Here is a 13,680-nt window from a genome sequence, read left to right on the forward strand (position 1 = left end):
TAGCTTGTAGAATTTCTTTAGGAAATTCTCTTTGTTGGGGGTCCCGCCCCTCGGCAAGGTTGACTAAAATAAAAAAGTTTGTTAAAAGTGCATTTTTAAATCAGTCAACAACTGCCAATATATATTTTTAGCCTGAGTCATTGATTATGCCCCAGGCTTTTTTGTATCTATTATAATTATAATTTTTGTTTTCTCCATAAGAAGATACTTACTATAGTCACGAGAATGAGTGAAATTCCTACGATGAAGAGCCATGATGAATAACTTTTCTCATCGAGTGGAAGCGGAACGTTCATACCGAAGAAACTAAACACAAGTGTTGGTAATGTGAGTAATACTGTAAATAATGTAAGTGTCTTCATAATATTATTCATTTCATTAGATAACAATGAGGAATACGAAGTCGTAATACTCTCTAAAATGCCAGTATATAATTCTGTCGTTTCAATCGCTTGGTTATTTTCAATCACTAAATCTTCTAATAAATCTTCATCTTCTTCAAAGCGTTTTATGGCAGGTAAACGGAATAATTTTTTAATAATTGTATCATTCCCTTTTAAAGCAGCTAGAAAGTATACCAAACTTTTTTCAACTTCCATTAATTTGTATAGCTGTTTATTGGTAATATTATTTTTTAGTTCACGTTCAATGCGGATTCGTGATTTATTTAAAAGTCTTAAATTTCTGTTGTAGTGGTTTGAAATAGTTAATAAAATATCTAGCGCAAAGCGACTATGAAAATTTAAATTAACATCATCTTGTCGTGCATAATTCTCTAAGAATTCATTTTCAGCATCACAGATTGTCAAAATAAGTCCTTTTCCGATAACAATTCCTAATGGGATTGTAACGAAAGATAAGACGCGACGGTGAGTAGAACTTACAATAGGTAAGTCGATAATGATAAGGGAATAGCCTGTATCGTCATCATATTCAATACGTGCGCTTTCATCAGCATCTAATGGATCTCGAATAAAATCCTCGGGCAAATTATATGTTTCAATTAATTGTTCAATTTCTTCTCTTTCAGGTTCTACAACATTAATCCATGATGCAGAGTGATCTAGAGTTGTTTCAACGATGTCATTGTTAGTTGAATGTTTATATGCAGTTAGCATGGTTAATGATTCCTTTCATATTCATTTAGTCTCAGTTGGATTGGGTACGTTCATAATGATTTTGAATCATAATACGTAATTGACCGTTATAAATAATATTAAAAATATACTTTGTTAAATCATTTACAGAAATACGACTATCGTCTTGTACCCAATATTTGATGATTGAAATAGTAGCACCTGAAACATAACTATGAAAATACATTTCAGGTATACCATCTATCTCATGGTCAATACTAATATATTTTTGCATATTTTCTTTCATTAAGGAATGAATTTTTTCTTCAAGTCTACTTTTACGTTCTAATTGAAGAATCGTATGGTAAAAGTCCATATTATCGGAGATATGTTGTAATACTTTGGTCAAAATATTATTAATAAAATCATCAGCTGTATTTTCTGGTGTACTAGTGTCGAGTTGATTAAATTGAGTTGATGGCCAAATTTGTGAAATGCATTCATCTTCCATATCAGTTAATAACATGTATTTATCTTCATAATGTAAATAAAATGTACCACGATTAATATCTACTTGATTTGAAATATCTTGAACAGTGATTTTGTCGAGGTCTTTCTTTTTTAAAAGGTCTGTAAATGCACGTTTAATAGCTGATTTTGTCTTTCTTATTCTCCTGTCTTCCTTCATTAAATATCGACCTCCTAATAGTAAATAGACAAAAATTTACAATCTGTTCAATAATGTAAGGTATTTGAATAATTGATTATTGTTTATTTTTGACTATCTCATTATAATTTACAAGGTATTAAATATTCAACACATTGTTCAATAAATTTTAGGAGGTTAGATTTCATGAATATTTTTAAAAGCAAACTATTATGGCTTGCACCTATTGCAGCGATATTATTATTAGTTATATTCTCTTTGGCTTTTTATCCAGCGTTTAATCCAAAACCAAAAAAATACCAATAGCCGTTGTAAACAATGATAAAGGTGTAGACATTCAAGGTAATAAAGTAAATATCGGGAAAAAATTGAAGATAAATTAATGGATAGTGATTCTGATACTGTTAAGTGGGTTAAAGTTGATAAAGAATCAGATATTAAAAAAGGTCTTAAAGATGAAAAATACTATGGGGTAGCTATTTTTAACAAAGACTTTTCAAAAAATGCAATGAGTAAAACGCAAAAAGTAGTAATGGATAGTAAAAAAGCAGAAATGAAGGAAAAAGTTGAATCTGGTGAAATTCCAGCCTTCTTGATGGTAGTTCTAATGGGAGTAACTGGTTTAGTCGTTAATTTATTCTTAGCAACATATGGTAACTATGCGATAGCAAGTTACGGCATCTCATTTAGACTTGTTCAATTCCCAGAACTAATCATAATGGGACTTTCAGAAGGTGTTGTACCTCTAATTGCATATAATTTCGTATCTAATAAAACAAAAATGAAAGATACCATTAAAGTGGTCATCGTGTCTATTGCTGTTATATTTACAGTTTGCATGACTGTCGTTCTTGTAGCCGGACATTCAATTGTTCAATTATTTAGTACTGATCCTCAAATTGTTATTCTAGCTACATTTATTTTAAAAGTGACTATGACATCATTACTTCTAAATGGCATTGGATTTTTATTTACTGGCATGCTGCAAGCTACTGGACAGGGTCGTGGGGCTATAATAATGGCAATCGCACAAGGAATAGTTATTATTCCAGTTTTATTTGTCTTAAATAGCTTATTTGTCTTAAGTGGTGTCATTTGGTCATTATTAATAGCTGAAACAGTATGTGAATTTTTAGCTATGTTTATTGTGTATTCATTAAGAAATCGATTAACAGTTGATAAAGCAACTTTAATTGAAGCGGAATAACATAGGATAGTGGCTTTAGCCCGAAAAACTACTGGCTAAATGAATTGAAACCGTCAATAGTACTAACAATAAGTTATTTATAATCTATAATTTTATAAATTGGGTAAGCGAGGGGATGGAATGATATCGATTTCAGTCTCGCTTTTATTTTTGGATAAAAAGTGGCAAATTAGAATAATTATTGTTAAATAGCACGCATTATTTTATCATAAGTAAATGAGCAAAATTTTATGGGAGGACGTCAATGGTGAATTTACAGCGAAGTTCTAAAGTAGCTTTGGCATTGATAATGATGTTTTTATTATTGTTAATTCCGATACTTCATAATGTCGCATCTGCGCATGCAACTTTGGAAAAAACTACACCACCACAAAATGGGGTTATATCGAAAGCGCCTGATACGATAGAGTTAACATTTAATGAACCCGTTAACGCTGAATACTCAGGCATCACAATATATAATGATAAAGGTAATAAAGTAGGGGATATAGATCCTACAACAACCGGACATTCTAAGACACTTACATTTCCTACTGATAAAGTTCAACAAGGGACACAGAATTTAGAATGGCATACAGTATCTGCTGACGGTCATGAGATTAGTGATCGTTTTGAGTTCTCAGTAGGTAAGAAGACAGCTAACGGAGTTGATACATCTCCAGCATTTTACGAAACACCTAATTTCTGGTTTGGATTATTCAGATACATAGCTGAAGGTGCAACGATTATTCTTGTAGGTCTATATTGGTTAAATGGTATTGCACGACGTAATAACCTATCTACATTCGATGTATTTCCTAGACATGTTGCAGTGTCTTTAATAATGATGGTGGCATACTTGATGTCACTTGTACTTTATTTGATGACATTGTCTTCGGATGTATTAGATGCAATATTATCCCTTGAGCCTAGTGCAATAACACAATTCCCTTACATATTAAGTGCCATTGCTTTAATTGTTTTAAGTGGTTTATTCGTCTTAAGAAACATGGAGAAATCATGGTACTGGATTGTATCTATTGCAATGATTCTAGCTATAAGTATGTCAGGACATGCATGGTCACAAAGCGTACCATTATGGTCTATCATACTAAGAACACTACATTTAATAGGTATTAGTTTATGGTTAGGTGCATTAAGCTATTTATTGATTTCAGTATTTACACGTAAAAAAGATGCCGTAGATTTATTGCGAGAAATATTATTTAAAGTTAATGCTGCTGCGGTAGCAATAATCATTATTTCAGGTGTATTAATGTCTATTGATCAAACGAAGATTTTGTCAATTTGGACAAATATGCAAACTTGGACGGTATTCTTATTATTTAAAGTTTTTGGTACTTTAATAATGATGTTATTGGGATTATTGCAAACAACACGTGCACTCAATAAACGTAATAGAGTAAATAAATCTTCATTAATTATAGAAGTTTTAATTGGTATATTACTTATTTTAGTCGGAGTAATTATGAGCCAAATCAGTATTCCATAGAAGGAGAAAAAAGATGATAAAAAAATTATTAGCTACAAGTTTCATACTCTTTTTTACATTAGGTTTCTTTAAAGTAGCAGATGCGCATGTTACTTTAAACCCAAAAGCAGTTGACCCAGAATCTTATGAAAAAGTAGATGTTAGAGTTCCTGTAGAACAAAAAGATCATACTGAAAAAGTAGAATTAGAAGTTCCAAAAGAAGTTCAAGTTGTTAATATACAACCAGTAGAGGGCTATAAGTATAAATTAGATAAAGATAAAAAAGGTAACATTACTAAAATTATTTGGACTGCTAAAGGTAAAGGTATTGGGCCAGATGAATTTATGGATTTTCCAATTGTTGTAGCCAGCCCTAAAGATGAAGGCAAGTATGCATTTAAAGCAATTCAAACCTATGATAACGATGATAAAGTTAAATGGACTGGAAAAGAAAATAGTGAACACCCAGCGCCTACGTTAGAAGTTAAAAAGAATGCTAATGCAGTAGATGTAAAAGATGAAAAATCAAAAGATACTGCTAGTGAACAAACTTCTTCAAGCGGTTCAATTGCTTTATGGATCGTGTCAATCATCGCAATTATATTATCATTAGTCGCATTATTTAAACATTCAAGAAATAAATAATATTACGAGTGAGGCTAGGACCAAGTCTCTTTGTAAATAGGCATAACTTATTTAACTGAGTTGAATTGTATATTAAGTTTGACTCAGTTAAAGTACCTCACTCTCATAATTCTATTTATTAACAAGTGACTCAATATTACAAATATTGTCACTGTAAAGTTGATGATAATAAATTATAATAATAATGTGAGGGAGGCATTGTTTATGCGACGATTACTATATGCATTTTTGGTCTATATGATCTTGGGACTTTTCAGCGGATTCTATTATAGAGAATTGACAAAAGCACATCATTTTACGGGTGATACACAATTATCTATTGTACATACGCATACACTTATTTTAGGTATGTTTATGTTTTTAATACTGATACCATTAGAAAAAGTATTTAAATTAAGTAGTTACTATTTATTTAACTGGTTCTTCATCGTTTATAACATTAGTGTTATAGCAACCATTGGTATGATGGTAACGAAAGGAACGTTCCAAGTATTAGGAAAAAGTTTTTCTCCAGAAGCATTTGCTGGATTTGCAGGTATTGGTCATACAGGAATGCTAGCAGGATTATTATTGTTATTTTTCTTAATTCGACAAGCAGCACTCAAAGAACCAAGAGATTAATTGATTTGAAGTGAGACTTTTCATTTTTAATAGCACAATCGTGTTATTGATGAAAAGTCTTTTTTTAGCTAATAAAAGTAGAATTGCAATTAAAATATGATTTTCTTCAATAATATATGCACATATAGTATAATTAAGGCAAAACAATGATAATAATTATCATTCGAAACGGGACATAATCTTGGGAGGATTTACAATGCAAGATGTAACTATTATTGGTGGTGGACCTGCTGGATTATTTGCGAGTTTCTATGCTGGTTTACGAGGAATGTCTGTGCGAATCATTGACGTACAAGATAAATTAGGTGGAAAGATGCAAATCTATCCAGAAAAGATTATTTGGGATATTGGTGGTGTAGCGCCTAAACCTTGCAATGAAATCATTAAAGATATGATTAACCAAGGCTTACATTTTAACCCTAAAGTTAATTTGAACGAACGTGTAACAGATATACGCAAAATAGAAGAAAGACACTTTGAAGTAGAAACAGATAGCGGAAAAATTTATGACTCAAAAGCTGTAATATTTGCTGTCGGCGGAGGGATTATTAATCCTAAGCCTCTTCAAATTAAAGATGCAGAGCGTTATCGTTTAACAAATTTACATTATGTTGTGCAATCTTTCTCAAAATTTAAGGGAAAAGATATTCTAATTTCTGGTGGGGGTAACACTGCTTTAGATTGGGCAAGAGATTTAGCTAATATTGCAAATTCGATTACACTTGTTTATAGAAAATCAGACATTAAAGGCTATGAAGCAATGATAAGTGTACTTAAAGCGTTAAATGTGAACCTGTTGCCTAAAACACAAATTAAAGAGTTAATAGGTGACAATAAATGTAAATGTATTAAAGAAGTAAAACTTGAAAATATTGAGACTGGAGAAGTTACGACACAAGCGTTTGATGATGTTATTGTTAGTCATGGTTTTGATCATGAGAATCCACTACTTAAAGACTGTACATCTAAACTTGATTTATACGATGAATATCGTGTTAAAGGCTTTGGCAACACGTCAACAAATATTCCTGGCATCTTTGCTTGTGGGGATATCGTACATCATGATGCTAAAGTACACCTCATTGCTAGCGCGTTTAGTGATGCTGGAAATGCAGCAAACTTAGCTAAAACTTACATTGACCCTGATGCATACAAAGAAGGATATGTTTCAAGTCACAATGATGTATTCAAAGAATCAAATAAAAAAGTTATTAATCAATATTTATGAGATTATATTAAGGGGATAGAAAATAATGATTAGATATTCTAATGAGCCACCAGAGGCTCAAGCGTATTGTGACTTAAGAGTTAAAGCAGGAATGAGCCCTAAATCAGAAACTGCAGCTCGAAACGGTTTACCAAATGGCTGTTTCAATATTACGATTTATGAAAATCAACAATTGATTGGAATGGGCAGAGTTATAGGTGATGGTGGAACGACATTTCAAATTGTAGATATAGCCGTTGATCCAGATTATCAAGGACAAGGCTATGGTAGGCTTATTTTGAAAAAAATAATGGCATATATTAATTCCGTAGCTGAAAAGGGAACTTATGTTAGTTTGATAGCAGACTATCCAGCTGACAAACTATACGAAAAATTTGGATTCAAGACTACTGAGCCAAAATCAGGTGGCATGTATATCGTGTTTTAATTAAAAAAACCACTAGGACAAATCGAAATCATAGAAAAACATGTTTTTATATTGTTTCATTCTATGATATTGAGACTGGATTGTCCTAGTGTTTTTTTCGATTTAACTATGCATCAAAATCAATAATAATACGACCGAAATTATCGTGGTTTAAAACAGTTGAGATCGCATCTGGTAATTCTGAAAATGAAATGACTTTTTTAATATCATGAAGTTTGTCAGATTTTAAGTCAGTTGCTAAACGTCTCCAAACACGTTCACGTAATTTCATTGGTGTGAATACAGAATCTATACCAACTAGACTTACGCCTCTTAAAATAAATGGATAGACAGTTGTATCAAAAGAAACACCACCTGTTAAGCCAATTAGTGCGACACCACCATTATTATCTATACGATTAGTGACAAAAGGTGTTCCATTTCCTCCAATAGGGTCAATGGCAGCTTGCCAAGTTCTTGAACCTAATGGCTTTTCATCATTATCTGTAATACGATCAATAATTTCATTCGCCCCTAAAGCTTCTAGTTTGTCACCCGCATGTTTGTTTCCTGTACTAGCAACTACTTTATATCCTAAATTAGAAAGCATAAGCACTGCCAATGCGCCTACACCACCAGATGCGCCACGTACAAGTACTTTGCCGCCCTCCAGTGTCATGAAACTAGCTTTTTCCAATTTTTCAATAGCTAAACCGGCAGTATAGCCTGCTGTACCATAAATCATAGCTTCTTCTAAAGTCATATTATCAGGCAATTTAACTACCCAATCGGAATTTACACGTGCGTATTCACTAAATCCTCCATAATGACTTACACCCATATCATAGCTTGTTACAATGACTTCTTCACCTTCATTAATTGTTGGATCTTCTGATTCAACAACGGTACCAGCTAAATCTATACCAGGAACCATAGGATAAGATTTAAGGATTTGATTATTATCCGTTGTAGCTAATGCGTCTTTATAATTAATACCTGAATAATGAACTTTGATTAAGACTTCACCTTCAGGTAAATCATCAGTTGTTAACTGAGTAAAGTCACTATTAACGCTTCCATCGTTGTTTTTATCCACTAAAAAAGCTTTAAATTGATTACTCATATTATGTGACTCCTTTATATATTGTATTAGTGCTTATTTTATACCCTTAATAAACCAATTGTATGCTTTAAAGCCTTATAAATATAAGGTAAATTAAAAGTCTCTTGGCTTCAAAAAATAAAAAAATTTTTATTTAAAAATGTATTTGAATTGTTATTGACACTTTATTGGGCTAAACCTATAATAAATTTGATAATGATTATCAATTGAAAAAATAAAAGTGTTTATATGAATATAAAAGACGACATAACAACGATATTAAGTTGGTGTTAAATATGATGTATACATAATTACACGATTCATCTTCAAATGATAATCTTCTAAACTATATTGAGGTGAATACATAATGAAAAAATTACCAACTATTTTATTAGCATCTTCTTTATTTTTAGCGGCTTGTGGCAACAATAGTCATAGTGACGATAATAGTAATAAAGATAAGCAATCGCAGAGTAGTAAAGGGGATAACAAAGTAGCTTTACAAAAAGCAACTAAAGAATATGAGAAGTATACAGATGGTCAACTTGATAAATTTTTGGATGGAACTGAAAAATTTGTTGCAGCTATAAAAGCAGATGATATGGATAAAGCGAAAGAATTATATCCTAAAGTACGTATGTATTATGAAAGATCAGAACCTGTTGCGGAAGCTTTTGGTGATTTAGATCCTAAGATTGATGCTCGTTTAGCAGATATGAAAGAAGAGAAAAAAGAAGATCAATGGACAGGTTATCATAAGATTGAGAAATCACTTTATCAAGATAATAAAATAGATGAAACAACTAAAAAAGATGCTGATCAATTATTAAAAGATGCTAAAGAATTAGATGCGAAAGCAGATACTTTAGATATTACTCCTAAATTAATGTTACAAGGATCAGTTGATTTATTAAATGAAGTTTCAACTTCAAAAATTACAGGTGAAGAAGAGATTTACTCACATACAGACTTATACGATTTTAAAGCTAATATCGAAGGTGCACAAAAAATCTACGAATTGTTTAAACCTGAGTTAAATAAAAAAGATAAAAAATTAAGTGCTGATATTCAAAAGAACTTTGATAAAGTTAACCAACTATTAGACAAGTATAAAGACGGTGACGGCTTCAAAGATTATAGTGCAGTTACTAAAGAAGATAGAAAAGCTCTATCAGATGCTGTAAATTCACTTGGTGAACCACTAAGTAAAATGGCTGTGGTTACAGAATGAGTAAAGTAGATCATAATCAAAGTGACCAAGTATCTCGTCGCTCTTTTCTAAAAATGTTAGGAATAGGTGGCGCTGGTGTGGTTATCGGTGCTAGTGGCGCAGGCAGTATTTTTTCATTTAAATCGATGTTCGATACACCTGAGAATGAAGATAAAGATGCATTTGAATTTTATGGACGTGTACAAGCAGGTATTACAACACCGACACAAAAAAATTGTTACTTCGTTGCATTAGAGTTAAAGACTAAAGATAAACAAGCGATTAAAGACATGTTTAAGAAGTGGACGCAAATGTCAGTCAATATGACTGATGGTGCACCTGCTGAAAAAGATAGTCAAAATGTATTATTACCCCCTGTTGATACTGGAGAATCAATTGGATTAGGTGCTAGTAAATTAACATTGACATACGGTATTAGTAAATCATTTTTGAAAAAGATTGGTATGTCATCAAAAATCCCATCTGGATTTAAAGATTTACCACATTTTCCTAATGACCAATTAGATGATGAATACAGTGATGGAGATATCATGATTCAAGCGTGTTCAAATGATCCACAAGTAACATTCCATGCGATTCACAACTTAATACGATCATTTAGAGATGTTGTTAAAATGAAATGGTCACAAAATGGTTTTGTCTCTGGCAAACTAGAAGAAACGCCTAGAAATTTAATGGCATTTAAAGATGGTACAGTTAATCCTCGCAAAAATAACGAGCTTAAAAAGTATGTCTTCATTGACGACGGTTGGGCTAAAAATGGAACGTATTGCATTATTCGACGCATTCAAATTCATATAGAAACATGGGACCGTACATCATTAGAAGAGCAAGAAGCTACTTTCGGACGTAAACGAGCATCCGGAGCACCATTAACCGGTAAAAAAGAATTCGACAATATAGATTTAGACGCTAAAGATAGTAGTGGTCAATATGTTATCGATCCAAATGCGCATGCGCGTCTAGCACGTGAAGTGAAAACATCAATCAAACGACGTGCATATAATTATAATGATGGAACAAATGCCAAAACGGGGGCGTTGGAAACAGGATTAATGTTTATTTGTTTCCAAAAATCAACTCAACAATTTATCGATATTCAAAACAATTTAGGACACAGTGATAAGTTAAATGAATATATTACGCATCGAGGTTCTGCATCCTTCCTTGTGTTACCAGGTGTAAAAAAGGGAGGCTATATCGGTGAAACCTTATTTAACTAAATTAGTCGTTGCGCTAGTCCTTATTCTCACGGTTATTAGAATTGTCTCAGCACATCAAGTAAATGCTGCAGATGATAGCAAAATAAGTGATGTGTATGTAGCGATAACTGATGCAAAATCAACTATAGAAGATAAAGATAAAAGTAATAAAGAAAAACAAAGTGCACTTGCTGATATTAAAGAAAAAGTAAAATCTTTAAACATTAAAGATAACAAAGAAGGTAAAGACGTAAAGTCAAAACTTGAAGCGGTAGATAAAGCCTCTTCAATGAATGCTAAAGCTGATAAATTATCACAATTAACTAAATCATTAATCGCTTATGAAGATGCAGTTTCTACCAAAGATATCAGTGGTGAAATTAAAACATTGAAGCAACAAGTTGCTGCAAAAGATGATCCTATTAAAAAAGCAATCAAAAGTAAAAATGAGTCAGAGCTACAATCTATTAACAATAGTTTAAATCAAATTTGGACGACTCATGAAACAGCCATAAGAAATTATGATGAAGGTAAATATGGACAAATTGAAGTGAACTTAATGCAACTACGTGTTGCTATCCAAAAAGAACCTTTAGATACTAAGAAAGTTGACAATGCCTGGACAACCTTCAAATCAAGTATTGATACGGTCGATCAAAAACAATCCAGCTCGGATAATGATAAATATAAAGTAACGCAACTAAATGATGAGTTAAATAAAGCGATTAAAGGGATAGAAGATAATAATTTAGATCAAACTGATGCGGCATTATCTAAATTTGTTCAAATTTGGCCATATGTTGAAGGGAAAATTCAAACAAAAAACGGTTCATTATATACTACAATTGAAGATAAAATACCGTATTATCAAAGTATTCTAGACCAGAGTAACAAAGATCGCGTTAAAGACGGATTAAAAGACATTAACAATGATATCAAAGACACTGTTGGTCAAGACGGTTATACATTTGTAGATGTTATGATTATCTTTTTACGTGAAGGTTTAGAGGTATTGTTGGTCATTATGACATTAACTACAATGACACGTAATGTTAAAGATAATAAAGGTACAGCTAGTGTTATCGGTGGTTCAATATTAGGCTTAATACTAAGTATTACGTTAGCAGTTGTATTCATACAAACGCTAGGCAATAATGGATTACTACGAGAGGGAATGGAAGCAACACTAGGAATAATTGCAGTGGTTCTAATGTATATCGTTGGTATTTGGATGCATAGACGATCAAGTGCAAAACGTTGGAATGATATGATTCAAAATATGTATCAAAACGCTATTAGTAACGGTAATCTAGTATTGTTAGGTACAATTGGATTGATTTCTGTTTTACGTGAAGGTGTAGAAGTGATTATTTTCTACATGGGTATGATAGGCAGTATTACAACAATGGACTTCGTCATTGGTATTGCTTTAGCGATTGTAATTTTAATTATCTTCGCATTATTATTTAGATTTATAGTGAAACTTATTCCAATTTATTACATCTTTAGAGTACTTTCAATTTTAATTTTTATTATGGCATTCAAAATGCTTGGTGTAAGTGTTCAAAAACTACAATTGTTAGGCACACTTCCACAACATGGTATTGAAGGTTTACCTACAATTGGTTTTATAGGATTTTATCCTAATATTGAGTCAATAGTAGCTCAATTAATATATATAGTGTTCATTGTGTTCTTCATTTTAAAAAATCGCCAAAACAAACAAAAGAATACTAATCCAAACTAATTATCATGAATAGTAAAATAAAACCTCGAGACTTGTGAGGATAACAAGTACTCGAGGTTTATTAGTTATTATGATCGTTGTGAAATTCTTGCGATAAACATACTGAATTCAAATAAAATAATCAAAGGCAATGTTAATAATAAATTCAAAGTAATATCTGGTGGGGCAATAATACTCGCCACTACAAAACAACCAAAATAAATATACTTACGATAGTGTTTTAGTTCATTAACATTGATTAAGTCAAATTTAGCTAGACCCATAAATAATGTTGGGAGTTGAAAAAGAACACCAAAAATTAGCAACCATCGTATTAACTCATGCAAATAGGCTTTAAAACCAATAACAGGCTCAATACTTAAAACTTCAGATAATGTTAAAGAGAAATTTATAATTAATGGAAATCCTATAAAAAACGCAAATGCTACTCCAATTATAAATAACAGTGCACACCATAAGCTATATTTAATAATAAATCCCCGTTCATTAACATGGAGGCCAGGTGCAATAAAAGCCCATAATTGGTAAAACATAATAGGTATAATTAAACACAACGCTACAAAGAAGATAATCATAATGTAAATCTGAATCATTTCAGTAAATGAAAATGCATGTAGTGTTACATGTGCACGTTTAATATAGTGTATAAATGGTTTCATCCACCAATGTGATGATACATATACGATTATCGTTGCAACAATAAAAGCGATGAACACTTTGACGAGACGCGATCGTAGTTCATCAAAGTGTCCTAGAAGTGTATTACTATTTAATGTGTTCTCGTTGTTGTTTTGACTCTTTACTGGGAGTATCATGACTTTCATCTGTATCTATATTTTCTGCTGCAGATTTAAATTCTTTCAAAGTACTACCAATTGCTCGACCAAATTGTGGTAATTTTTTAGGTCCAAAAATAATTAATGCAATTATGCTAATAACGACTAAACTTGTCGGTCCTGTAATTCCTAATACAAACATATTGATAACCTCACTCATTATTGTTAATAATATCATCTATACTTTATACTTATTGATAAATATTATCAATAGAAATTTGCTCTGTTCATAAATAAAAC

Annotated in this window: 13 protein-coding genes and 1 pseudogene; 9 read left to right on the top strand and 5 right to left on the bottom strand. The window is 31.8% G+C overall.

Annotated elements, in window-relative coordinates:
* Positions 1–176 precede the first annotated feature (176 nt).
* Both HMPREF3265_RS00065 and HMPREF3265_RS00070 read right to left on the bottom strand, forming a co-directional pair.
* A complete protein-coding gene (locus HMPREF3265_RS00065; RefSeq protein ID WP_053021454.1) occupies positions 177–1,118 on the bottom strand; it encodes a magnesium transporter CorA family protein in 942 nt (313 codons plus the stop codon).
* Between the two features lie 31 nt (positions 1,119–1,149).
* Positions 1,150–1,764 (bottom strand): TetR/AcrR family transcriptional regulator, encoded by a 615-nt coding sequence (locus HMPREF3265_RS00070; RefSeq protein WP_070860819.1) that lies wholly within the window; start codon positions 1,762–1,764, stop codon positions 1,150–1,152.
* Between the two features lie 556 nt (positions 1,765–2,320).
* Here HMPREF3265_RS00070 and HMPREF3265_RS12320 point away from each other — a divergent pair.
* The 6 genes and pseudogenes from HMPREF3265_RS12320 to HMPREF3265_RS00105 all read left to right on the top strand — a co-directional run.
* Positions 2,321–2,950, top strand: a pseudogene (locus HMPREF3265_RS12320) (MATE family efflux transporter); the annotation flags it as partial.
* Positions 2,951–3,194: 244 nt separating this feature from the next.
* Entirely contained in the window at positions 3,195–4,442 is a 1,248-nt protein-coding gene (locus HMPREF3265_RS00085) for a copper resistance CopC/CopD family protein (RefSeq protein WP_070860820.1), read from the top strand.
* Positions 4,443–4,455: 13 nt separating this feature from the next.
* Positions 4,456–5,067 (top strand): YcnI family protein, encoded by a 612-nt coding sequence (locus HMPREF3265_RS00090; protein ID WP_070442541.1) that lies wholly within the window; start codon positions 4,456–4,458, stop codon positions 5,065–5,067.
* A 204-nt stretch (positions 5,068–5,271) separates the two neighbouring features.
* Positions 5,272–5,688: a DUF2871 domain-containing protein gene (locus tag HMPREF3265_RS00095; RefSeq protein ID WP_011275005.1), complete on the top strand. Its 417-nt coding sequence runs from the start codon at positions 5,272–5,274 to the stop codon at positions 5,686–5,688.
* Between the two features lie 196 nt (positions 5,689–5,884).
* Entirely contained in the window at positions 5,885–6,916 is a 1,032-nt protein-coding gene (locus HMPREF3265_RS00100) for an NAD(P)/FAD-dependent oxidoreductase (RefSeq protein WP_070442538.1), read from the top strand.
* A gap of 25 nt (positions 6,917–6,941) precedes the next feature.
* Complete coding sequence (locus HMPREF3265_RS00105) at positions 6,942–7,343, top strand: GNAT family N-acetyltransferase (RefSeq protein WP_037549998.1); 402 nt, start codon at positions 6,942–6,944, stop codon at positions 7,341–7,343.
* A 106-nt stretch (positions 7,344–7,449) separates the two neighbouring features.
* On the opposite strand, the gene HMPREF3265_RS00110 is transcribed toward HMPREF3265_RS00105, so the two are convergent.
* A complete protein-coding gene (locus HMPREF3265_RS00110; protein WP_070860821.1) occupies positions 7,450–8,445 on the bottom strand; it encodes an acrylyl-CoA reductase family protein in 996 nt (331 codons plus the stop codon).
* A 346-nt stretch (positions 8,446–8,791) separates the two neighbouring features.
* Between HMPREF3265_RS00110 and efeO the strand changes: the two genes are divergently transcribed.
* From efeO to HMPREF3265_RS00125, 3 genes are read left to right on the top strand one after another with little or no spacing between them, the layout of a single operon-like run.
* On the top strand, positions 8,792–9,655 hold the full coding sequence (gene efeO / locus HMPREF3265_RS00115; RefSeq protein ID WP_070442535.1) for an iron uptake system protein EfeO: 864 nt from the start codon (positions 8,792–8,794) through the stop codon (positions 9,653–9,655).
* Complete coding sequence (efeB, locus tag HMPREF3265_RS00120) at positions 9,652–10,878, top strand: iron uptake transporter deferrochelatase/peroxidase subunit (protein ID WP_070860822.1); 1,227 nt, start codon at positions 9,652–9,654, stop codon at positions 10,876–10,878. The genes efeO and efeB overlap by 4 nt, the downstream gene beginning before the upstream one ends.
* Positions 10,859–12,604, top strand: coding sequence for an FTR1 family protein (locus HMPREF3265_RS00125; protein WP_070581976.1), 1,746 nt, complete (start codon positions 10,859–10,861; stop codon positions 12,602–12,604). Before efeB ends, HMPREF3265_RS00125 begins: the two co-directional genes overlap by 20 nt.
* 68 nt (positions 12,605–12,672) lie before the next feature.
* Here the strand turns inward: HMPREF3265_RS00125 and tatC are convergent, their stop codons facing one another.
* Both tatC and HMPREF3265_RS00135 read right to left on the bottom strand, forming a co-directional pair.
* Positions 12,673–13,419: a twin-arginine translocase subunit TatC gene (tatC, locus tag HMPREF3265_RS00130; RefSeq protein ID WP_053022222.1), complete on the bottom strand. Its 747-nt coding sequence runs from the start codon at positions 13,417–13,419 to the stop codon at positions 12,673–12,675.
* Positions 13,370–13,600 (bottom strand): twin-arginine translocase TatA/TatE family subunit, encoded by a 231-nt coding sequence (locus HMPREF3265_RS00135; protein ID WP_370444502.1) that lies wholly within the window; start codon positions 13,598–13,600, stop codon positions 13,370–13,372. Before HMPREF3265_RS00135 ends, tatC begins: the two co-directional genes overlap by 50 nt.
* Between the last annotated feature and the right edge of the window lie 80 nt (positions 13,601–13,680).

This window comes from Staphylococcus sp. HMSC62B09 (genome assembly GCF_001839115.1).
GTDB lineage: Bacteria > Bacillota > Bacilli > Staphylococcales > Staphylococcaceae > Staphylococcus > Staphylococcus haemolyticus.

Bases quoted from the DNA above. Each gene is read 5' to 3' on its own strand.
- HMPREF3265_RS00065 (WP_053021454.1), bottom strand. From the start codon at position 1,118: ATGCTAACTGCATATAAACATTCAACTAACAATGACATCGTTGAAACA.
- HMPREF3265_RS00070 (WP_070860819.1), bottom strand. From the start codon at position 1,764: ATGAAGGAAGACAGGAGAATAAGAAAGACAAAATCAGCTATTAAACGT.
- HMPREF3265_RS00085 (WP_070860820.1), top strand. From the start codon at position 3,195: ATGGTGAATTTACAGCGAAGTTCTAAAGTAGCTTTGGCATTGATAATG.
- HMPREF3265_RS00090 (WP_070442541.1), top strand. From the start codon at position 4,456: ATGATAAAAAAATTATTAGCTACAAGTTTCATACTCTTTTTTACATTA.
- HMPREF3265_RS00095 (WP_011275005.1), top strand. From the start codon at position 5,272: ATGCGACGATTACTATATGCATTTTTGGTCTATATGATCTTGGGACTT.
- HMPREF3265_RS00100 (WP_070442538.1), top strand. From the start codon at position 5,885: ATGCAAGATGTAACTATTATTGGTGGTGGACCTGCTGGATTATTTGCG.
- HMPREF3265_RS00105 (WP_037549998.1), top strand. From the start codon at position 6,942: ATGATTAGATATTCTAATGAGCCACCAGAGGCTCAAGCGTATTGTGAC.
- HMPREF3265_RS00110 (WP_070860821.1), bottom strand. From the start codon at position 8,445: ATGAGTAATCAATTTAAAGCTTTTTTAGTGGATAAAAACAACGATGGA.
- efeO (WP_070442535.1), top strand. From the start codon at position 8,792: ATGAAAAAATTACCAACTATTTTATTAGCATCTTCTTTATTTTTAGCG.
- efeB (WP_070860822.1), top strand. From the start codon at position 9,652: ATGAGTAAAGTAGATCATAATCAAAGTGACCAAGTATCTCGTCGCTCT.
- tatC (WP_053022222.1), bottom strand. From the start codon at position 13,419: ATGATACTCCCAGTAAAGAGTCAAAACAACAACGAGAACACATTAAAT.
- HMPREF3265_RS00135 (WP_370444502.1), bottom strand. From the start codon at position 13,600: ATGAGTGAGGTTATCAATATGTTTGTATTAGGAATTACAGGACCGACA.